The organism is Chryseobacterium sp. CS2K3 (genome assembly GCF_059515185.1).
Genome location: NZ_JCAKRW010000005.1, coordinates 51178 through 72611 on the forward strand (window position 1 = coordinate 51178; position 21434 = coordinate 72611).

Sequence of the window (21434 nt, forward strand, 5' to 3'; positions counted from 1 at the left end):
AAATAAAAAAAATATATACTTTCGCACCGTAAAAAAATAACCATGAAAAAATTTATTTTATTCGCAGGAATGGGACTAGCGACCATTCTTGGATTTCAAGCGTGTGGAAGTTCTTCCGATGACGTTGTAGCAGAGAATCGTACAACCTCAGTAGCACAAGACAAAGAAAACATTAAGAAAACCATTAATGGGTTTTATGACAAGCTGAATACATTGGATGATGGAGATCTGTCCAAGTATATCTTGTACACTATGTTCAATAACACTGCACAAGAGTATGATGACAGCTACCTAAATAACGTTGTAGAAAGCTTTGAAAATCAATACGGTGATGTTTTGATTGATAATAAACTACAATTTGCAAGTAAACTGGGGACGTATACTTATAACAATGCTACAGGTTCATGGACTAAAACAGCAAATGCTTCAGCTGTTGTCCTGAAATTTCCGTCTGTACAAAACCAGGCTGCTATTGATGGTGAGTTAACGCTTACATCTTATACAGATACACAAACAAGCTACAATTCTGAAACAATCTGGCTTCCAAAAACGTTTAATCTTACATTAAAAAGAAGCAACAATACGATTTTTAGTATGAACTTATCGAATGTTACTTTTGATAACAGTACTAACTTTAGTATGCCAATCAGCGCGAATATTCAGATCTATGCATCTCCAATGACGCAGAATATCGTATGGCAAAGAAATTCAAGTAAAGATTTCCAGCTTAAATATGCTGCGGCAACTCCTCAGGGACCTAGTAGCGAAGTAGTAGCTAATGTTACTTTAAAACACGCTGACTATGCAAACATTTCCTCTAAGGATGATTTTAAAGCTGTTTCAGGGTATGTAAGTGAAGGAAATCTAAGAATCACTTACAGTATGAATGTTGAGGCATTAGCTCCAATTAATGACCCTACAGACAGTCAGATCAATGCGAATTCTAAGGCTGAAGTGTTCTATTCGGGACAAAAGATCGGTGATATCGTGTATAAAACTGTAAATGGAAAAGGAGAATTCTTCATTGTTTATTTTGATGGATCAACGGAGAATACTGACGTATATATCGGTGATTTTGAAGAAAAGATCAAAGCTATATTTGCCAACTACATAAAATAAATATAACAATCCAAATACACATCTCAAAGACAAAATCAGTTTTTGAGATGTTTTTATTATGAAACGTATTACTACAGCTTTTTTCTTTATTTTCTGCTCAATATTTTGTTTGGCGCAGGCTCAAAAAGATACCTTGTTTACTATTCCGCAGCATCAGATCGGAATTGGGATCAATAAATTTATTAAATCCATTTTTGCATCAGATGATAATGCAATGATTATCAATTACAGATATTCACCGCAGGGGAAATGGTCTTACAGAACCGGATTCGACTTCAAAAAAGACGATAGCGAAGGCGGATTTACCCAATTTGCCATCAAATTAGGAGTAGATAGAAACTTGAAAAGATACCGGAACTGGAACTTCTATTACGGTGCAGATTATTTTATGAGGTATTCTAATTATAAAAATATTAATAAACCTCAATATGATAACGGAATAGGAGCTTTTATAGGAGTACAGTATTTTATTTCTCCACATTTCTCTATTTCTACAGAACCGATGTTTTATTATAAATACATCTATATTATAGATAAAGATACCTTCCAGAAAGATAAGAAAAAAGGATGGAGCGAAACAGGATTTGGAAAAATAGGATTTGTAGAGCTTAATTTCCATTTTTAATTTATAAAACCTGACTCCAGGGTTCAATACAAATCTCTCTATTAAAGAGAGATTTTTTTATGCAATACATCATGGTTTTAAGGGTTAATACTTAACATAATACGGATTTTTGATCTCTGATAAATATCATGCATATTCTTTAAAAAAGTAACTGCAATTTTGTGTAATAAAAAAATTAATTTATATATTGCGGGACGATAAAAACAAAGATATATGGCGAAACATAAAGTCCATTACGAATTTCCAATGCACTGTTTATCAGAGATTTTATATGAATATCTGGCGACTGCAGAGGGATTGTCTGAATGGTTTGCGGATGAGGTTACAGAGAAAGGCGATGATTTCTTTTTTAGCTGGGGTGGAGGTCCTGCTGAAAAGGCCACTTTGATCAGATATAAGCCTGAAGGTTTCGTGCGTTTCAGATGGGAAGAAGACGAAGGAACTAAGAATTTCTTTGAAATGACTATCACAATAGACGATATTACAGAAGATTTAGCGCTGAATATTACAGATTTCTGTGAAGAAGGAGATGAAGAAGAAAACGCAATGTATTGGGAGAATCTTATTGAGAACCTTAGAATAAAATTAGGTGCTGCATAACACAGGACCGTATTAATTGATAAAACTGATGAACGATTTATCGTTCATTATTTTTTTATAAATAAATCACATCAAAAATTGGAAAATCAATATTTTACATCAGACGCATTAAATGTGAAAAATAGAGCCTTTCTTTGGGGCGATGCAGTGAAGGTTTCTTTCTTTGTAAGAAACAGCGGATTAATCATGGACGAAGAATCTTATTTCTTCCTGATGGCTTCCATGAGAAAGATGAGAATGAATATTCCTTTAACCTATACCCTGGAGTTTTTTCAGACATTATTCCAAAATGAAATAATAGAGGCTAAAGGCATAAACAACGGAATTATTAATTTTCAGGTTTTCAGAAACCAGGATGAGCTCACATTGGCAAAATCTTCAGTTTCCTATTTTTATGAAGTCGTGGAAATGGATGATGTTCTGACTGTTCATAGCAAACCTCTGGAGTTGGATTTGATTAAAGAAATTAATGTTAATAACAACCTGTTAAGCAATATTCGCGTACATTGTCCGGAAAATATTTACGGAAGTATTTATGCACAGGAAAACGACCTTGATGATGTCATTCTTTTAAACCCAAATAAGAGAATTGCGCGTACCACTTCAGGAAATCTTTTATTCCTGGAAGGAGATGTGATTAAAGTTCCAAAACAAACCGAAGGAGCTTATATTTCTCCTTTAATGGAAAATCTTGTTACTTTTTTACATAAAAATAAACTCGCAGATATCCAGGAACACGAGATTATTGCATTTGAATCTCAGAAAGCCGAAGAAATTTTAATGATTTCAGATGAGAAAGGCATATTTTCTGTAGGTAAAATAAGAAATAAAACCTTTCAAACGTCCCGATTCACCGAATTGGTAGATAGTTGGAGAAAGAGTTTTAATCAATAAAATTGACAAACCCGGTAAACAACAAAGTTCCAAAAGTCCTTTACCGGGTTTTATTCTGATTAAATCAGAAATTGTATTGTATTTTAATTTCCGTTGATGATTTCAACGAATTTTTGTGCGATTTCTTTCTGACCACTTTCGCTGGTCATATAATTTCTATCAGCAGAATTATTAATAAAACCTAATTCTACCAATACAGCCGGAGCTTTGGATTCTCTTAAAATATGAAGATTACGTTCTTCAATTTTTTTAGCATTAAACTTTTTTGAAATTCTGTCAGCTAACTTCTTTGAACTTTCAGTGTTCTGAACAAAAACTTCAGCTCCCTGATTAGTGGTTTCATCCTGTTTTGACGTATTTACATGAAGAGAAATAACCATTTCCGGATTAAGACTATTGATTTGTTCTGTTCGTTCAAAAAGAGTTGGAAAAGTATCTGCATTTCTTGTCAAAACCACTTCATACTCACTTTGATCTCCATTCAGTTTTTGTATTTCCTTTGCGATACTAAGAGTAATATCCTTCTCAGTGAAATTGCCATAAGTAGCCCCTTTGTCATTTCCTCCATGGCTGGCATCAATGACAATATACTTTTTGTTAAAAGGTGCAAATGATAAAAAAGAGATCGAAAAGATTGATAAAGCAAATAATGTAATACCTTTCATTTCAGTGATTTTGGTTTTTCAAAGAACGGAAAAACTTTCTTTAAAATTGGTTAACAGAATCTTAAAATTTGTTAATTATTTTATTTGAATGAAAAACGTTCAGTTAATTCAATGAAATGTCTTCAGGAGAATTTGCCCAGAGTAAAAATTCACCACCAAGATTTTGCATAATTGATTTCCAAAGAGTTTGATCATTAGGTAAAGTATAATCAAGATTGTAAACATCTACAACCGTCCACATCTTTCTCTGAACTTCAGTATCCAATTGATTTGAGGACCATCCGGAATATCCCGAAAAAATCTTTACATTATGAATATCCAGCTCATTATTCAATACAGCATGAATGATACGTTCAATATCTTCAGTAAGATAATATTCATCGGTAATTTCAGAATAGATTTCAGTTACTTTCTTCCCTTTTACAATGAAAAATACCTTATCGTTTTCTACAGGACCTCCGTCATAGACCTCAATCTTAAAATCGAAAAAATCCCTGAATTTACTACTCATCTGGCTATTCTTTTTATTTAATATCAAACCAAATGCACCACTTTCGTTGTGTTCAATTACCAATACCACCGATCTTGAAAAAATATCGCCGGAAATGTCAGGTGTCGAGATTAATATTTTACCTTTGTATGAGTGATTCATACTCAAATTTAATAAAAAATATTTATGGAAAACCTGCACGACAAAAGAAAAGTGTACGAGAAATCCCAACTTATTGAAAGTGAGATAAAACAAAATCCAATTGAGCAATTCAGAAACTGGTTTTTGGATGCCAGCGAAAGTCCGGAGGTCTCAGAAGCTAATGCTATGGCGGTTTCTACAGTAGAAGAAGATGGTTGTCCCCGTACAAGAATGGTTTTGTTAAAAGCTTATACTCATGAAGGGTTTATCTTCTATACCAATTACAACAGTAAAAAAGGAAAAGCCATAGAAAACAATCATAAAGCATGTCTGCATTTTTTCTGGCCTAATCTCGAGAGACAGATTATTATTAAAGCAAATCTTGAAAAAGTAGCAGAAAACCTGAGTGATGGTTATTTTCATTCAAGACCGAAAGGAAGCCAGTTGGGAGCAGTAGTTTCTCCACAAAGCCAGGAAATTCCAAATAGAGAATTTCTTGAAGAGCAATTAAAAGATCTGGAAAAACAATATGAAAATACCGAAGTTCCAAGACCTGCTCACTGGGGAGGGTATCTTGCAAGACCTTATGAAATTGAGTTTTGGCAAGGACGCCCCAATCGCCTTCATGACAGGATTATTTACAAGTTAGAAGATCTGGACTGGAAAATTTCACGATTGGCGCCATAGGATAAAATAATATACGGTATCTATAAAAATAGTATCAAGATTCAAAATAAGCGAGCTTTAGCTCGCTTATTTATTTTGTAAATATCCGGGTTTAGCCAAACTTAATAACCTTAATATCTTCATTTGTCTTAATGGCTTTTATTTTAACAATTTCGTTTGTCATCCTGTAAGGATCTAAGTAAGTATATATTGAAATTAGAAATACATGATTTTATATTATTCTGATCCGGGTTTAGATGCTGAAATTGGATTAAGCGAAAAAGTTGTGTGGCTTAGAATATTTAGATCAGTTTAATTTTAAAATTTAACGCAAAGGATTTCTATTATCTGGTGTTGTATTTTAGGAAGCAAAGCTTGAATTGTATTGATTCTTTCTAAGCGTACGCGTATCTACATTGCTTCATCAGCGACTTTTGTCGCTTTCTTAGCTCCCTTATCAATAATCAATTCCATCATGTCTTTGCGTTTTAATAAAATTTAAGTATAAAGCTTAGAGGAGTAAAAACATAATTTATTTTTTTCTTCAAATTAACGAAACTTTTTGCGTAGCCCCCAACTTTTGCTTCTGATCCCTGAAATTTAAGAATTCATACCAAAGCCTATATGATAATAAAAGAGCACAAAAAAGGCTGTCTCTAAGAAACAGCCCTTGAATTTTCGTAATCTGAATGATTATTTTTTCTTAGCACCAGAAACTGCATTTGATAAATCAGCTCCAGCCTTAAATTTAGCAACTTTTTTAGCAGCAATTTTGATTGGTTTTTTAGTCGCAGGATTAATACCTTGTCTAGCCGCTCTCTCAGCTACTGAGAAAGTACCGAAACCTACTAAAGAAACTTTTCCGTCTTTTTTCTTTAATGTAGAAGTTACGTTAGAAATGAAAGATTCTAAAGCAGCCTTTGCTGCAACTTTAGTGATACCTGCATCTTTTGCGATTGCGTCGATTAATTCAGACTTGTTCATAATTTTTAATATTAAAGTTAGTTCGTAATTATAGCAAATATAATACTATTTTCTAATTGTGCAATTTTTTTATTAAAACTTATACAATTTTTTTACTTTTCAGTGAAAATGGTTAAAATATGATAATTCGGTTTTTCACGAAAAATCTACGTTACAGGTTACTAAAATCATGCCAAATGCTTATGTTTATTGACTTTAGCAAAAAGTTAATATTATTTCCTGTATTTATTAAATCCTAAATTGACTATAAACTATTGATGTTTTTAAGAATATAATTAATAAATCTATATCTAAAATTCATTTTTTTTATCTTTAATAAAATTAAATACGTCTGTTGATGGGAGTTTTTTAATGATACTAAAGGTCTGATTTATTAATTTTTATTAATAAATTTGCAGCATGTTAATAGAAGTTTTCAAGTCCAAGATCCATAGGGTAAGAGTAACAGCCTCTGACCTTAATTATATAGGAAGTATAACAATAGATGAAGATCTTATAGAAGCTGCCGGATTGGTAGTGGGAGAAAGAGTCTATATCGTGAATGTGAATAACGGGGAACGTTTTGATACCTATGTTATCAAAGGAAAAAGAAAGTCCGGAGAAGTATGCCTGAACGGTCCTGCTGCAAGAAAGGTACAGAAAGATGATATCATTATCATTATTGCCTATGCACAGATGACACCGGAAGAAGCAAAAGACTTCCAGCCAAAAATCGTTTTCCCGGATGAAAAAACAAATCTGCTTACATAATTCATGGAGAAAACATCAAAAAATCCATTAAAATCCATACTTACAATAGTAATATCGCTTGCTTTTGCAGGCTTTTTTTTATGGCTTGCCTTACGGGGGCTTGATTTTAAAGTGATTAAGCAGTCATTGGCTAAGGCTAATTATCTGTGGGTATTATTTGCGTCTGCATTTGGTCTTTTGGCTTACTGGTTCAGAGCAATCCGATGGAACCTGATGCTGGAACCAATGGGGCACAGTATTTCTAATTCTAATTCGCTTTGGTCTATCTCGTTTGGATATCTTATGAATCTTACCATCCCGAGAAGTGGAGAACTGGCAAGAGCTACAGCTTTATATGGAGTGGAAAAAGTACCGGTAGACAAATCTTTCGGAACAATTATTCTGGAAAGAGTAGTGGACCTGATATGTATGCTTGTTTTCCTTGGATTGACATTATTATTTAAATATGAAGCTATTTTGTCATTCTATGAAAATTCGGGAGTTAATATTAATCCTAATAAAATCTTACTTGTTCTTTCAGTATTGATTGGAGGTACAGTCTTGTTTTTCGCCTTTAAAAATAAATTAGCCAATGTTCCGTTTCTGGGGAAAGTTGTTAATTTTATAGACGGAATTTTCCAGGGATTAACAACCATTTTTAAATTAAAACAAAAGGGGAAATTTATATTGTATACATTAGGAATCTGGATTTCCTATTATTTTGCTGCATATCTTGTATGCTTTGCTCTTCCTGAAACCTCAGCATTTACTTTTGCGGATGGGTTCTTTATTATTGTGGTAGGAACATTAGGAATGATTATTCCTGCAAGTGGAGGAATCGGGGCTTATAATCTTGCGATGAAGTACGGTTTTATGGCTCTTTTTATCTCCGTGGGGAAAAGTGCTGATCTTGGTGGTGAAATGGGGCTTACCTATTCTTTTATCTCTTTACCGCTTCAGATTGTTATTATGCTGGTGATGGGACTTATTTCTATTCCAATGTTGGCAAAAGCACGAAATGCTGCCGTTTCAGATAAGGATATTAAATAATCAAACATATTTATTATAGAGAAAGGTTCAATTTTTTAATTGGACCTTTTTTTGGCTTTTATTGAATCTAAAAATTAGACTTAATTGCTTTATATCCATTATTTGTAATAAATAAATTTGGTCAATTCGTAAATCAAATCTATCTTAATGCAAAAAATAATTCATAACATAAAATACTATGGCAATTAATCTACAGAAAGGACAGAAAATCGAGATCGGATTGACAAAAATGACGATAGGGCTTGGTTGGGATCCTAATGAAGGGACAGGCTACGATTTTGATTTGGATGCATCTGCAATCATGATTGATTCTGATAGAAAATTAGTAAGCGAAGAATATTTTGTTTTTTATAATAACCTGAATTCTCCGGATGGAGCCCTTACCCATACAGGAGATGATCCAAGTGGTAAGAATAGCGACGGAGATGATGATGAAGCTATCATTATTGATCTTGATAAAGTAGACTCAAGAGTGGAAGAAATTCTTTTTGTGGTAACCATAGAGGATTTTGAGAGAAGAAGACAGAATTTCGGACAGGTAAGAAATTCTTATATCAGAGTTGTGGATAACAGTACGAACCAAGAGATTGCAAAGTATGAACTGGATGAAGACTTCTCTATTGAAACCGGTGTTGAATTTGGAAGACTGTATAAGAGAAATGGAAGCTGGAAATTTGAAGCTTCAGGAATAGGTTACAGAGCAGATTTAGGATTCTTCCTTGAAAAATATTATAAGGGACAAATCATCAAATAATTATCAAATACACAAAACTATAGCTATGGCAATTAATTTACAGAAAGGTCAAACGATAGATCTGAGAAAAAATGACCGCGGAGAAAGTGTTTATGACCTTTCGAAGGTAACAATCGGCTTAGGATGGGATATAAGAAAGCAGAGTGGTGGCGGCTTCTTTGGAAAACTTTTTAGTAAAGAAGCTGAATATGACCTAGATGCAGTGGCATTTCTTTTAGATGGTAACGGAAAGGTTGCCAACCTTGGAAGAACAGTTCAGACTAATGATGGCAGACAAATGGGATTGTATCAGGGAGATGTGGTTTTCTTTAATTCTATGCAGCATCCAAGCGGAAATGTATGGTTAACAGGAGACAACAGAACCGGAGCAGGTGATGGAGATGACGAACAGATCATTGTAAGGCTGGATCAATTGGATGAAAGCTACCAGAAAATAGTGTTTCTTGTAACAATTTATCAGGGAAGAAGCAACAATCAACACTTCGGAATGATTGAAAATGCATTTATCCGTGCAGTAGATGCTACAGGAAAAGAAATTACAAAATATAGCCTTTCCGGAGATTCAAGTATGAACGGAATGTGTGCTATGGTTTTTGCTGAGGCATACCGTCATAACGGAGACTGGAAGTTCCGTGCATTGGGAGAGCCTTCTCCTACGGATAATTTCATAGATATTCTGAGACAGCAATATTCTTATTCAAACTAGACTTTAAATTTCTATCTAACATAAAATCCTGCTGACAAGTCTTGGGCTTCCTCAGCAGGATTCAGAATTAATATTGTCTTATGACCAGAAGATTATTAGCCTATTTTTTATTGGATACTTCCGGTTCTATGAACGGAGAACCTATCCAGGCATTGAATAATGGTTTCAATGGATTGATCAGCATGCTTCGGGCAGATCCGCAGGCAATGGACAGCCTTCATCTAAGTGTAATTACTTTCGATAGAGAAGTTGAAAATATCATTCCTTTAATTGCACTGCAGGACTTCTATCCGATGGAAATTACATGTCCGGATAGCGGTCCCACACATACGGGAGCTGCTTTAGAAATGGTTTCAGAACTTGTGCAGAAAGATCTTGTAAAAGGTTCCGCAGAAGATAAAGGAGACTGGCAGCCGCTACTCTTCATATTCACGGATGGAAAACCCTCTGATATTCAGAAATACAGACAGATGATTCCGGTGCTTAAAGGTTTAGAATTTGGAGCCATTGTAGGGTGTGCTGCTGGACCAAAAGCGGACGAACAGTTTCTTAAAGAGCTGACAGATCACGTGGTAAAGCTTGATACCACTGATGCTATAACACTTTCTTCCTTTTTCAGATGGGTGAGTTCTTCCATTACACAGGGAGGACAATCTCAGAATACAGGAGAAAATATCACACTGCCTCCGCCACCATCGGAGCTTAATATTATTATTTAAAAAATTGTCTTTACAGCTATGAGAAGACTGCCGATTTACTTTTTGATTGATGTCTCCGAATCTATGATAGGAGAGCCTATTGAGCAGGTACAGGAAGGTATTTCCAATATCATCAGGGAACTGAAAAAAGATCCGTATTCATTAGAAACGGTTTATATTTCTGTTGTAGGCTTTGCCGGAGAAGCAGAAGTTATTACACCCCTTCAGGATATCATCAGTTTTTATCCTCCGAAGATTCCGATTGGAAGTGGAACATCCTTATCTCAGGGGCTTATTAAAATTATGGACTGCATAGATCGGGATGTTATAAAAACTACCTATGACAGAAAAGGAGACTGGAAACCTATTGTATTCCTTTTTACGGACGGAGTTCCTACTGATGATGCTACCAAAGCTATTGAAAGATGGAATAGTAAATATAACGGGAAAGCAAATACCATTGCTGTATCCATAGGAGAAAATACAAATTATAAGCTTCTGGGATTGTTGGCAGATAATGTATTGCTGTTCAATAATACCGATGAAAACTCATATAAAGAATTCTTCAAATGGGTGACAGATTCCATTAAAACAACCAGTCAGAGTGTAACGGAAGCACATAAAGAAGGAATAAACTTATCCAAAATAGATTCCATTATCCTTGAAAAAGTTGATCCCCAGATGGAGCAGCGTTTTCCGGATAATAATTTTGTCGTTCTGAATGGTAAATGTTCAGAAACGAATAAGCTTTATCTCATGAAATTTAAAAAAACTTTCGGGGAATCTAGTATTCCAGGAATGTCTACCCGATATTATAAAATGGAAGGAGCTTATAAAATTGATGAAAAGGCGTATTACAGACTTTCTTCACCTCACAGAAGCCATCTGAAAATTTCAGTGGAAGAATTGCAGGGCGGAGCTTCATGTCCTCATTGTGCCAATTATATTGCATTAGCTACCTGCTCATGTGGCGGAATTCACTGTTTGCAGGGCGAAGGATATAATAAATGTCCCTGGTGTGGTACTTCCGATTATTATGGATATTCGGGAGGCGGGTACGATATCAACAGAACATTGGGATAATCCTATCAGCTTATGAAAATACCGTTGTTTTATTTTGGCGGAGATAAAGATCCTATGAAAAAATCTATTATTCATCAGGAAAAAGAAGATTTTAAAGAAGTTCATTGGGTATTGAAAAATGCTGTTTCAGGGAAGTTCTATGAATTCAGTGTTGAGATGGAAGAATTTCCGAATATCAGAATCAAAAATATCAGAAACCTCTGTGATTCAGGATTAATATTTGAAAATAATAAGATTTCAGGAACTCCAACAACGAATACTGTTCATGATCTTGACATTGAATTTTTTCATATAAAAGATAAAGACAATATTGACGTTAAAAAAGTTCAGCTGTTTATCAATACCGATCCGAAAGATTTGTGGAAAACTATTCCAACGGATAAAAACGCTGATTTTTATAAAGATGATATAGCTTCTTTTCATGGACCGTTTTCAGATAAGAAAATAGTTGTGGCTTCCAAAAGAGGTCGTGCACATGCTCATGAAGGAAAATTCAGAGAAGATGATTTTGCAGTGAATATACTTTCTGGAGAATGGAGTATTATTTCCGTTTCTGATGGAGCAGGATCTTCAGTAATGGCAAGAGCAGGATCCCAATTGGCAACAGCTTCCATAAACAGTTTTTTCAGTTCCGAAGAAACTTTACACGATCTCGAAAGTAATATTCATCTTATTTACTCTAAGAAACATTCTACACAAGAGAAGAATGAGGCTCATCAGAATATTATAAGATATTTGTATGAAGGCGTTTTACATGTGCATCATGTTTTAGAAAAAACTGCTCTAGAAAATAATCTTTCCATTAATGATTTTCATGCTACCCTTATTTTTTCATTGATTAAAAAATTCAGTTTTGGGTATGTGATCCTTAGTTTTGGTGTGGGAGATTGCCCGATTAACCTTATTAATACAGATTTCTCCGAAGTAAAGCTTCTTAATTCAATGGATGTAGGAGAATTCAGCGGTGGAACCCGCTTTATAACGATGAAGGAAATTTTCAATGACCAGATTGTTTCCCGTTTTACAATTACCTGCGTAGAAGATTTTTCTTATCTCGTATTGATGACAGATGGTATTTATGACCCGAAATTTCTTACCGAAAATAAGTTGGAAGATATACAAAGCTGGAAGACTTTTTTTAAAGATCTGAACGGAGATAATGACGACCAGGCTCAGGTAAATTTTACCAATGATACGGAAATAGATCAACAGCTATTAGAATGGACGGACTTCTGGAGCAGAGGAAATCATGATGACCGTACATTGGCAATAATTTATTAATGACTATGAAAAACACAATTAAGGTTGTTTCTGTTCTGGATTCATCCAAATCCTACGAATACGTTGACGAAACCCCCATTCAGGGCGGTGTGAAAGATGTTTATTTTTCGCCCGAGAGAGATTATGTTGTAGCATTTTACCGAAACCCTTTAGACGACGGACAAAAAGAAAGGATTATGAGAATCGTTTCCACGTATCTTCAAAGTCTTCAAAATGGAAATGCTTCAGAATATTTTCTCAACGAGATTTTTCGTTGGCCTTATGATATTGTTGAAAAAAACAGATTGACAGGAATTGTAGTTCCTGTTTATCATCAGAAGTTTTTCTTTGCCAAAGGATACATCGGTTCAGATACCATTCAGGGAGAGGATAAAGTGGGAAAGTGGTTTACCGCTCCAATGTTCAGAAACCCGCAATATCCGTTGAGACTTGACCGTTCTGAGCTTGGAGACTGGCTGAGTTATTTTCAGATAGCGGTAAACATTAGCAGAGGGGTGAAAAAGTTGCATCAGATGGGATTGGCGCATTCAGATTTATCTTACAATAATATTCTGGTGGATCCGGTAACAAAGTCGGCATGTATCATAGATATTGACGGTCTTGTTGTTCCCAAACTATTTCCGCCTGAAGTTATTGGAACCGCCGATTTTATTGCTCCTGAAGTATTAAAAACCAAACATTTGAAACTTCAGGATCCTCAAAGACATCTTCCGGATCAAAAAACAGATTTACATGCGCTTGGCGTATTGATCTATATGTATCTGCTAAGACGTCATCCTCTTCGTGGCGGAAAAATATGGGATCTCGATGCAGAAAAGGATGAAATTTTATCCATGGGAGAAAAAGCTCTATTTGTAGAACATCCTACAGATTCTTCAAACCATGTAAAAGCCGATCATCTCAGAAAATGGGATGCCTTTTGGGGAGACCCCGTGAGAATTCCTTATACCATAACAGGACCCTATATTTCAGATTTATTCAGAAAAGCTTTTATTGAAGGATTACATGATCCCATCAGACGCCCGACGGCAAATGAATGGGAAACGGCTCTACTGAAAACTGTAGATCTTATACAGCCCTGCCAAAACTCTGAGTGTACCGAAAAATGGTACGTTTTTGACAATACCAGTAATCCAAAATGTCCTTTTTGCGGGACTCCACATACAGGAACACTGCCGGTTCTTGATCTTTATTTTAAATTCGATGATGAGGTCTGGAAACCGGAGAATCATAGATTGATGGTGTATCACAATCAGTATTTATTCAAGTGGCATGTTTCAAGAAAGGTAATAAGAAATGAAAATCTGACAATGCAGGATAAAATGCCTGTCGGTTACTTTACGTTCCATCAGGGAAAATGGGTATTGGTTAATCAAAGTTTATCAGCAATGAAAGACATTACAGAACAAAAAGAAGTTCCTCCCGGATCTATGGTAGAACTTACGGATGGAAAGAAAATTTTACTGTCTGCGGAAGAGGGTGGAAGGCTGATCTATGTGACAATGACAAATCAATAATTGGAATTGAAATGGAATCTTGAGGAGTGGAGAGTGAAGATTTAATAGTTACCAAAAATAAAAGTATCAGAATTCAATAGAAACGGGTTTTATCCTAGGGATAGCAGGATATTCTTCCGACCATCCCTAGGCTTTAGCCCATTAATTATTTCCATATCCAATGGCTTTAGCCGAAACTTATACCCAAATCAGATTATGTTTATTCCTTAAGATTTGTATTGCCGGTAGAAGAAAACTCCATGAAATAAGAATGCTCATCCTCACGTACCGTTTTGAAACCAATGCTCATATAAAGATGCTGAGCTTTATTCACCTTTAAAACACTTAATGTCGCAATTTTACCCGTTGCAGAAGCTTCTTTCAGAATATCAGTAAGAATCATTTTACCAAGCCCTTTACCTTGTTGGCTCGGATCAATCTGAAGTTGTAAAATATCTATATGAGTATCTGTTCTGCTGACTTTCAAATAGCCTATAGGTTCATCATCAAGTAAGATAATATTTCCTTTTTCGAATTGATAAAGAATTCTTTTAAGAGTATTTTCCCTGTCAGTAGGAAGATTTGCCTTCGCATAATGTGGAATCATAGTCTTCATTCTGAGATCAAAAAGGTAGTCGATGTCATTTTCTGAAGCTGTTTTATAGGTAACGGAAGTATTCATAGCTTTTAAATTCAAATTTTTAGACTTGGTCAAATGTAATATTTCTTTGTCTGAGATAGTTTTCATCAATCAATTCTTTCTCAATATAATCCGGATGCATCGTGATTTTTATGAAATCTTCATCACTGTAAAGTCCAGCCAAAAACAATTCATTATCAATGATTTTTACCTGAATAGTAAGTGCATTCAGAATAATTTCCTCATCTTTTAACGTTTTGATATTAAAAATAAATAACCTCTGATAATGCCTGTCTTTATACTTAATGATCAGGTAATTCTCATGAAAATATAAAAGACCGTCCCGGAATATAGGTTGTATTAATGTATTAACAGGAGGTTTCCATGTAATAATATTTCTTTCCTTCAATCTTATATGTACATGTTCTTTTCCTGCTTCATTACATTGCCACCATGCAAAAACCCCTTCATTATTGATTGCTGTCTGATGAGGTAATACTGAGTTTTCTGTACCTGAATGATCTTTCCAAATTATTTTTTGATCACGCAATTCAGTTTTAATATTATCAAGAAACAGTTCGTCATCAATCAGGGTAAGGATTTCAGCCTGCGTCATTACATTTTATTTATAAACGAAGATATTGATTTAATCGGACTAAGGGAAATATAATAAGGAGGTAAAAATGAAATTATAAAACAACAATGGTAGCTGGAATTTATATTTGATCAGAATATTTCCAGCTTTTTTTTCATATTTCAGCCTTTATAGTAATTCAAAGAATCCTCTTTTCCCAATCTTTATTTTAATATTTTTGGTAAGCTCAATTTCCTCATCAGGCTCCGTTATTTTAACTGAATTGATCTGAACCCCTCCGCTTTGGATAAGTCGTTTTACAGCAGATTTGCTTATATCATTTTTTAGCTGATGGCAGAGTTCCGTCACTGTAGTCTTATTGTCAATATAATTCAGCGTATTGATAGCAATAGGCTCAAAGTTTTTCTCCTCAAAATTCTTATTTTGAAATTGATTATTAAAAAACTGTTCAGCGTCGTCAGCAACATCGTCGTCGTGATATTGACGGATAATATTTTTTGCAATCAGTTTCTTAATATTCATTGGATTTTCACCATTTTTTATCTCTGACTTTAAACGGTTTCTCTCATTCATTGAAAAATCTGTGGTAAGATCGATAAACTCGTCAATCAAAGCATCCGGAATAGACATCGTTTTTCCAAACATTTCATTAGGCTCATCAGTAAGCCCGATAATATTATTTAATGATTTGCTCATTTTTTCCTTTCCGTCAAGTCCTTTTAAAAGAGGCATGCACATAACAATTTGAGGCGGCATCTGGTGTACCTCATGTAGCTGTCTTCCCATGGTACAATTGAAAAGTTGATCGGTGCCCCCCATTTCAATATCACATTGAATTTTTACTGAATCAAATCCCTGGAGAATCGGGTATACCAATTCATGCATTGCAATAGGAGTATTTTCCGTGAATCTCTTGTTGAAGTCATTTCTATGCATCAGTTGTGCAACCGTTACCTTTGATAACAGTTGAATAACGTCTGAAAATTCTAACGCGTCCAGCCAGTCAGAATTAAAAACAATCGTTGTTTTTTCAACATCAATAATTTTAGATAGCTGTTTGATATAAGTCTCGGCATTATGTTGCACATCCTCTGTACTTAATGGCTTTCTTGCCTTATTTTTACCTGTTGGATCACCGATTCTTGCCGTAAAGCTTCCCACGACTATAATGATCTGATGCCCAAGATCCTGAAACTGCTTAAGTTTTTTAAGTACAACAGCGTGTCCCAGATGTAAATCCGGAGCAGTAGGATCGAATCCCAGTTTGATACTCAGCTTTCTGCATTCGCGTTCAGCCTGTTTTAATTTCTCTTCCAACCCGTTTTCAGGCAGAATAATTGCTACGTTTTCTTGTAAAATAGAAGTCATTTTGAAATGTTTTAAACGAAAAAGCCCGGACAAATACTGTCCGGGCTTTATATAGGTTTGATTATATAATTAGTTTACAGATATAAAAAGTCTTCCCGAACAATAACTCGGGGTATAATATTCACTGAAGAATGGAAGACGTAATATGCTGTTTAAATGTTTCATTGAGGTAAATATTGCAGGATTTTTCCTGTAGATCCAATATTTAAACCATTAAGAAATTTTGTAGTGGTTATAACAAGATTTGTTTTTAAAAAAAACTTAACCATTTACCAATCTTAATGGTTTAAAATAAAGGTTCAAAACAATTTTACTTATCGTTCTTTAAGCTAATTCTGTGCCATAAACCTGTTAAAATCGCCTTATATGTTTTTTATCATGTGAGCCAGATCCTTTCGCATTTTATAATTGATAAGATCAATCCCTTTTACTGGAACGATTTGCTCAGAAACGATCCGAAAACCCATTCGTTCAAAAAATGGTTTTGCTGTTTTGCTGACATCAGCCGTGAGAGGAAAATTACCCTGTTTTAACGCTTCTTTTTCAATCTGGTTGTAAAGCATAGACGCTATTCCCAGCTGTTGATGGTCTTTGTGAACAAATAATAAATCAATGTAATTTATCTTATCAAGCGTACAGAAACCTACAATTTTATGATCAATTTCAGCGATTATAACGACCTGTTCTTTCATGACCTTCAGCCATCTTTCCTGATTATCAGCTCCTGACTTCCATGCCTCAAGCTGATCCGTATTATAATCTTTTTTACAAATAGAAATGATGGTTTCCTTAAATAGGATAAGCATTTCCGGAAGATCCTTCAGATTCCCTTGCCTTAATTTTATCAATGGTTTATCGGATATATTGCTGTTCATAAAGCTTTTGCTGTTTTTCATTCAGAAAAGGATAGAAAAGATTCATTTGCAGAAGCGTATAATGATGGATTGCTTTTTCCTTATCAAACTTTGAAATCAGTCTGTTATGCGTAAGCCAATTATCCGCAATAATGAAAATCTGTTCTGTAAGGCAGTCTGTAATAAATTCAGGAACATTTTTTCTGAAGATATTATTTTTCTGAAGATCCGAAAAAATAAGATGAAACTCTTCTTTTCTGCTGAAATTAATTCCTTCATATTGAGATTCTATTTCCGGAATATTATTTAAAATGTCTACGAAGTTTACAAAAATAAAACGGTAAGAATAAAATATTTCACAGGTGGAAAAAGTGAAGGCATAAAGATCTTTCAGTATTTTATTTTCCTTTTTTTTCATTTCGTTCAGCAATTCATCCATTTTCACAATTAATTCAGAAAAAAGGATTTTGATGATGTCTTCAGAATGTTTGAAATGATAATGGAGATTTCCCGGGCTGATTGAAAGTTCAGCAGCAATATGTCTTGTCGTAATCGTGTTGTAGCCCTTTTCGTTATACAGCTCCAGAGCCTTTGCCAAAATTTTTTCCTTTGTGCCCATGCCTCAAAGATAAGAATATAAGATAGGATTTAAATCATGTTTTTTAAATTAGAACAATTGTTCTAATTTACTATCTTTGTTGAATCAAATCTTATTACAATGGAAGGAAAACAAAAGTTTGATTATGAGAACGCTCAAAGAGCTTCTGAAAAGAATGAAACTGATATTCAGGACATCGTAGCAAAAGTTCTGCAAGTTCTTCTCGGATTTATCATGGCTGTACTGCATATGTGATGGGAAAGAGAATTTCATATTGGTTTTTGCTGGGATTGGTCGCATGGTTATTGATCATTCAATTGCGAGAAAGAGGAATTTTTATTCCTGTGATCAACGATTATTTTACAGACTTTATTACTGTTCCGATGTATTGTTACTTCATAGAATATATCATGAATGTGTGGCTGAAACTTCGGTGGAAACCTGATTTTAAGTTTGTCATGACTTCTGTATTGTACCTTTCTCTCTTATTTGAAGTAATATGTCCGAAGCTATCGAAGCTTTTTATAGGGGATATTTTTGATGTACTGATGTATTTTTTGGGCGGAATGCTTTACTACTTTTTCAAAATTCAATCCATTTATAAGATAAATAAAGGATGAAGTAAACTTTTATAATAAAAAATCGACAGTCTTTTATTGAAAAAAAACTGTCGACTTGGGTTATAGTTTCTATCCTGTTTTTTAAATCTAATTGCTGCTTCCTCCAGCTTGTTGGATTCTTCAACTTTTACCTGTTTAGCCGCCTTTACTATGAAAAGAATTCTCCGGTTCATATTTAGCTTCTTATACAAGACATTCTTTACAGGACAAATATTACATCAAACAGTGAAATTTTTTATTTGATTTTAAAATATGAGCATCTGAAAGGCTTGGTATACGTTCATATTCTTGATTTACAGGAGGGTAATTTGAAAAATGTAAGCTGAGAGAAAAAGAAATGAGAAAAAATAAAACAGAGGTATAAAGTATGAACTTTAATAATTTACTGCTCTGTTTCTTTATAATTTATAACTGGATAATTGAACCTTTGTAAAATCTTGTCAGATCATACAGATCATTGAAGTAGCGTTGGAGATCAGCACTGTTTTTCTGATCGAAATTTTTTAATTCCGGATGATTTTCTGCTGAAGAATAAAGAGCCTGGTAATCCTGCTTTAGATAATCGGAAAGAATATTTTCATTACCATATTCTTTGTTAATGATTTCCATAACGAAGATTCCATAGATCAGAAACTCACTGAAATTCTTAGAATCCACAATATAATTCATATTTTGCTGAAACAGTTTTTCATAATTTGAAAGAATCTGCAGATAATTTTCTGTATGCTGAACAGAAGGGATTTCATAAAAAAGATCAATTCCGTTAATGAAAAGCTGGGTTTTTATTTCTTCATGATCAGAATGATATACTTTATTGAACCATGAAAATATCTTCGAAAGTTCTTCTTTGGAGAGTTCTTCCACAGAATCTTTTACTTTTTCTTTGATCACTTCAAGGTTTGCCACCCCATTAGGCTGAAGAAAGCTTAGGATATTTTCTTCTTCACGACAAAGTCTATTGTACAAATTAATTTTGGCAATATTTGGGTTGGTTTTGAGGAAATAAAGTTCTTCTGTCATAACGAATTACCAAATATTTTTATGAAAATGGTAATTAAAGATACAAAATATGTTGAAACCTCATCATAAAAATATTATGTAGTGAATGGAATCATCAAGTCTGAAAATGAGCGGTATAGAAAGGAGGTGTTTTTAAATGTATTTTGTTTGTCAATCTCAAAAACCTCAGATTGTTTCATGCAAAGCAATTCTATTTCCTTCCGAATCTTCAAATTCCGCTACCGCAAAGCCATACTTTTTATCAATTTTTTTAGGATAAAGAATTTTTCCGCCTTGTTGAAGTACTTTTTTAAGTGTAGCATCAATATTTTCTGTTTTAAAATAGATGATAACTCCGTTTTTTGAAGGTTTATAAACATCGCCTTTTGCGAGTGCTCCGGTAATTCCACTGTTCTTTTCTTCAAAAGGGAAAAGTGCCATTTCATAATGATCAATGATTTCCTTTTCGAAATGGAAGTTGAAAACAATAGTATAAAATTTCTCTGCACGCTCCAGATCGTTCACAGGAATTTCAAAATAGACAACAGGATTGGTTTTACTCATATTTTTATTATTGTTTATTTTCTGCGGCTGGTTACAAGATGAGAACCCAAATATTAAAATAAGGAATGATAATAATGGTAGTTTCATACGCTTTTTCTATAATTTAAATATCGATCTTATTACTGTTTTTAAAATACCGGATTATGTTCATCCCAAGCCCCTTAAAGTGAATTCGGGAATTACTGAATCGTCCATTGAATAAAGGTATTCATTACTTCTTTCCAGTGCGGTTTATCGTGATTTGGGCTGCTATTTTCCACTTCAAAAAAATTATGATCAGTATTCAGGTATCTCTTATAGGTCAGGTTATTTTTATGAGCCCTGATAAAATAAAGGGGAACCAGATCACAAAGGTCACTGGCAATATCATGGGTTCCATAGGCGAGATAAAGTGGTTTATTAATAGCCATCCAATCTTCGATTAATGGAGTTGAAAATGATTTCCAGGCAAGTAAAGACGGTTTCTTTTTTACCATTTCAGCATCATTGGCATCACGATACATTTTGTATTCTTCTTCAATGCCTTTTTCAGCATCTGTCCATGTTATGACATTTTTCTCAGCATCTTTGCGGTATTCACGGATATTCTGATCTATTCTCCCGAAAGGATTGGCTCCGAAAACACCAAGTTTTGAAACAGGTTTGTATTGTGCTGCAATCTTTGTTGCAACTTTAGATCCTTGAGAATGCCCGGCAACAATTAATTTTGAAGAATCTACCCAATCCTGTTTTTTAAGGAATTTCAATACTTTTATAGCACGATTTACATAGTTTTCAAGATAATCAGCGCTTACAAATTCTTCTGAAGGTTCATTTTTATCTTTAGAATTTCCGAAATACCAATAAGAGTCATTAATTTGATTTTCTTCAGCAATAACTGGCGTTTTCGGCATAGAAATAATGACAAGATGATAATATTTCTTGATGTTTTTAATATCGAAATTCGTAATTCCGCCGCCTATCATCCATATTCCGTCCTTTGAATTTACGTATAGAGGATAGGGGAGTGAGCCCTGGCACCAGAGTAATATCGGCTTTTTAGTATCAAGTTTGGGGTCTACAACAATGAAATCAATATTTTCCGACGGATCATGAATTTGAAAATGGCTGGATTCACTATTGATTATTTTTCTGTTTTGTGAAAAATAAAGTTGAAAAGAAAATACAGATAATAAGAAAAAGGATTTAATGAAAAACTTCACGGATAATAATTTG

General features: G+C 34.2%; 26 protein-coding genes. 15 read left to right on the top strand and 11 right to left on the bottom strand.

Going from position 1 to position 21434, the window contains the following annotated elements; all coding sequences use genetic code 11:
* Positions 1-42: 42 nt before the first annotated feature.
* From AC5YGG_RS09735 to AC5YGG_RS09750, 4 genes are all read left to right on the top strand, one after another.
* Positions 43-1119 carry a hypothetical protein gene (locus AC5YGG_RS09735; protein ID WP_496144320.1) on the top strand — a complete coding sequence of 359 codons (1077 nt, stop codon included), beginning with the start codon at positions 43-45 and terminating at the stop codon, positions 1117-1119.
* 58 nt (positions 1120-1177) lie between these two features.
* Positions 1178-1744, top strand: coding sequence for a hypothetical protein (locus AC5YGG_RS09740; protein WP_496144321.1), 567 nt, complete (start codon positions 1178-1180; stop codon positions 1742-1744).
* A 213-nt stretch (positions 1745-1957) separates the two neighbouring features.
* Positions 1958-2344: an START-like domain-containing protein gene (locus AC5YGG_RS09745; protein WP_034696870.1), complete on the top strand. Its 387-nt coding sequence runs from the start codon at positions 1958-1960 to the stop codon at positions 2342-2344.
* A gap of 78 nt (positions 2345-2422) precedes the next feature.
* On the top strand, positions 2423-3238 hold the full coding sequence (locus tag AC5YGG_RS09750; RefSeq protein ID WP_496144322.1) for an aminotransferase class IV: 816 nt from the start codon (positions 2423-2425) through the stop codon (positions 3236-3238).
* Between the two features lie 83 nt (positions 3239-3321).
* On the opposite strand, the gene AC5YGG_RS09755 is transcribed toward AC5YGG_RS09750, so the two are convergent.
* Together AC5YGG_RS09755 and AC5YGG_RS09760 are read right to left on the bottom strand one after the other, a co-directional pair.
* Positions 3322-3903 (bottom strand): N-acetylmuramoyl-L-alanine amidase family protein, encoded by a 582-nt coding sequence (locus AC5YGG_RS09755; RefSeq protein WP_496144323.1) that lies wholly within the window; start codon positions 3901-3903, stop codon positions 3322-3324.
* A gap of 103 nt (positions 3904-4006) precedes the next feature.
* Positions 4007-4555, bottom strand: a complete 549-nt coding sequence (locus AC5YGG_RS09760) for a YqgE/AlgH family protein (RefSeq protein ID WP_496144324.1) — start codon at positions 4553-4555, stop codon at positions 4007-4009.
* Positions 4556-4579: 24 nt separating this feature from the next.
* Between AC5YGG_RS09760 and pdxH the strand changes: the two genes are divergently transcribed.
* On the top strand, positions 4580-5221 hold the full coding sequence (gene pdxH / locus AC5YGG_RS09765; RefSeq protein ID WP_496144325.1) for a pyridoxamine 5'-phosphate oxidase: 642 nt from the start codon (positions 4580-4582) through the stop codon (positions 5219-5221).
* Between the two features lie 672 nt (positions 5222-5893).
* On the opposite strand, the gene AC5YGG_RS09770 is transcribed toward pdxH, so the two are convergent.
* Positions 5894-6184, bottom strand: coding sequence for an HU family DNA-binding protein (locus AC5YGG_RS09770; RefSeq protein ID WP_047097388.1), 291 nt, complete (start codon positions 6182-6184; stop codon positions 5894-5896).
* Positions 6185-6583: 399 nt separating this feature from the next.
* On the opposite strand from AC5YGG_RS09770, the gene panD reads away from it, so the two are divergent.
* The 8 genes from panD to AC5YGG_RS09810 all read left to right on the top strand — a co-directional run bounded on the left by panD (position 6584) and on the right by AC5YGG_RS09810 (position 14002).
* Positions 6584-6934 (top strand): aspartate 1-decarboxylase, encoded by a 351-nt coding sequence (panD, locus tag AC5YGG_RS09775; protein WP_002976902.1) that lies wholly within the window; start codon positions 6584-6586, stop codon positions 6932-6934.
* Positions 6935-6937: 3 nt separating this feature from the next.
* Entirely contained in the window at positions 6938-7963 is a 1026-nt protein-coding gene (locus tag AC5YGG_RS09780) for a lysylphosphatidylglycerol synthase transmembrane domain-containing protein (RefSeq protein WP_496144326.1), read from the top strand.
* A 178-nt stretch (positions 7964-8141) separates the two neighbouring features.
* Complete coding sequence (locus AC5YGG_RS09785) at positions 8142-8717, top strand: TerD family protein (protein ID WP_496144327.1); 576 nt, start codon at positions 8142-8144, stop codon at positions 8715-8717.
* Between the two features lie 25 nt (positions 8718-8742).
* Complete coding sequence (locus AC5YGG_RS09790) at positions 8743-9423, top strand: TerD family protein (protein WP_496144328.1); 681 nt, start codon at positions 8743-8745, stop codon at positions 9421-9423.
* A gap of 80 nt (positions 9424-9503) precedes the next feature.
* On the top strand, positions 9504-10142 hold the full coding sequence (locus AC5YGG_RS09795; RefSeq protein ID WP_496144329.1) for a vWA domain-containing protein: 639 nt from the start codon (positions 9504-9506) through the stop codon (positions 10140-10142).
* A gap of 18 nt (positions 10143-10160) precedes the next feature.
* Positions 10161-11204 (top strand): TerY-C metal binding domain-containing protein, encoded by a 1044-nt coding sequence (locus AC5YGG_RS09800; RefSeq protein ID WP_496144330.1) that lies wholly within the window; start codon positions 10161-10163, stop codon positions 11202-11204.
* Positions 11205-11216: 12 nt separating this feature from the next.
* On the top strand, positions 11217-12485 hold the full coding sequence (locus AC5YGG_RS09805) for a PP2C family serine/threonine-protein phosphatase (RefSeq protein WP_496144331.1): 1269 nt from the start codon (positions 11217-11219) through the stop codon (positions 12483-12485).
* Between the two features lie 5 nt (positions 12486-12490).
* Positions 12491-14002, top strand: a complete 1512-nt coding sequence (locus AC5YGG_RS09810; protein WP_496144332.1) for a helix-hairpin-helix domain-containing protein — start codon at positions 12491-12493, stop codon at positions 14000-14002.
* Positions 14003-14201: 199 nt separating this feature from the next.
* Here the strand turns inward: AC5YGG_RS09810 and AC5YGG_RS09815 are convergent, their stop codons facing one another.
* The 5 genes from AC5YGG_RS09815 to AC5YGG_RS09835 form a co-directional block, all read right to left on the bottom strand.
* A complete protein-coding gene (locus AC5YGG_RS09815) occupies positions 14202-14729 on the bottom strand; it encodes a GNAT family N-acetyltransferase (RefSeq protein WP_496144333.1) in 528 nt (175 codons plus the stop codon).
* A complete protein-coding gene (locus tag AC5YGG_RS09820) occupies positions 14683-15237 on the bottom strand; it encodes a hypothetical protein (RefSeq protein WP_496144334.1) in 555 nt (184 codons plus the stop codon). Before AC5YGG_RS09820 ends, AC5YGG_RS09815 begins: the two co-directional genes overlap by 47 nt.
* 147 nt (positions 15238-15384) lie before the next feature.
* Entirely contained in the window at positions 15385-16584 is a 1200-nt protein-coding gene (gene tyrS / locus AC5YGG_RS09825; protein WP_496144335.1) for a tyrosine--tRNA ligase, read from the bottom strand.
* 362 nt (positions 16585-16946) lie between these two features.
* The gene (locus AC5YGG_RS09830; RefSeq protein WP_496144336.1) at positions 16947-17459 is read right to left on the bottom strand and encodes a GNAT family N-acetyltransferase; all 513 of its coding nucleotides are present in this window, start codon (positions 17457-17459) and stop codon (positions 16947-16949) included.
* On the bottom strand, positions 17437-18057 hold the full coding sequence (locus AC5YGG_RS09835) for a TetR/AcrR family transcriptional regulator (protein WP_496144337.1): 621 nt from the start codon (positions 18055-18057) through the stop codon (positions 17437-17439). Before AC5YGG_RS09835 ends, AC5YGG_RS09830 begins: the two co-directional genes overlap by 23 nt.
* 99 nt (positions 18058-18156) lie before the next feature.
* On the opposite strand from AC5YGG_RS09835, the gene AC5YGG_RS09840 reads away from it, so the two are divergent.
* Together AC5YGG_RS09840 and AC5YGG_RS09845 are read left to right on the top strand one after the other, a co-directional pair.
* Positions 18157-18291: a hypothetical protein gene (locus AC5YGG_RS09840; RefSeq protein WP_496144338.1), complete on the top strand. Its 135-nt coding sequence runs from the start codon at positions 18157-18159 to the stop codon at positions 18289-18291.
* Positions 18291-18656, top strand: a complete 366-nt coding sequence (locus tag AC5YGG_RS09845) for a hypothetical protein (RefSeq protein ID WP_496144339.1) — start codon at positions 18291-18293, stop codon at positions 18654-18656. Before AC5YGG_RS09840 ends, AC5YGG_RS09845 begins: the two co-directional genes overlap by 1 nt.
* 405 nt (positions 18657-19061) lie before the next feature.
* Here AC5YGG_RS09845 and AC5YGG_RS09850 read toward each other — a convergent pair whose 3' ends face one another.
* From AC5YGG_RS09850 to AC5YGG_RS09860, 3 genes are all read right to left on the bottom strand, one after another.
* Positions 19062-19676: a hypothetical protein gene (locus AC5YGG_RS09850; protein ID WP_496144340.1), complete on the bottom strand. Its 615-nt coding sequence runs from the start codon at positions 19674-19676 to the stop codon at positions 19062-19064.
* Positions 19677-19841: 165 nt separating this feature from the next.
* Positions 19842-20219 carry a VOC family protein gene (locus tag AC5YGG_RS09855; protein WP_496144341.1) on the bottom strand — a complete coding sequence of 126 codons (378 nt, stop codon included), beginning with the start codon at positions 20217-20219 and terminating at the stop codon, positions 19842-19844.
* 179 nt (positions 20220-20398) lie between these two features.
* Positions 20399-21421: an alpha/beta hydrolase family protein gene (locus AC5YGG_RS09860; protein ID WP_496144342.1), complete on the bottom strand. Its 1023-nt coding sequence runs from the start codon at positions 21419-21421 to the stop codon at positions 20399-20401.
* Between the last annotated feature and the right edge of the window lie 13 nt (positions 21422-21434).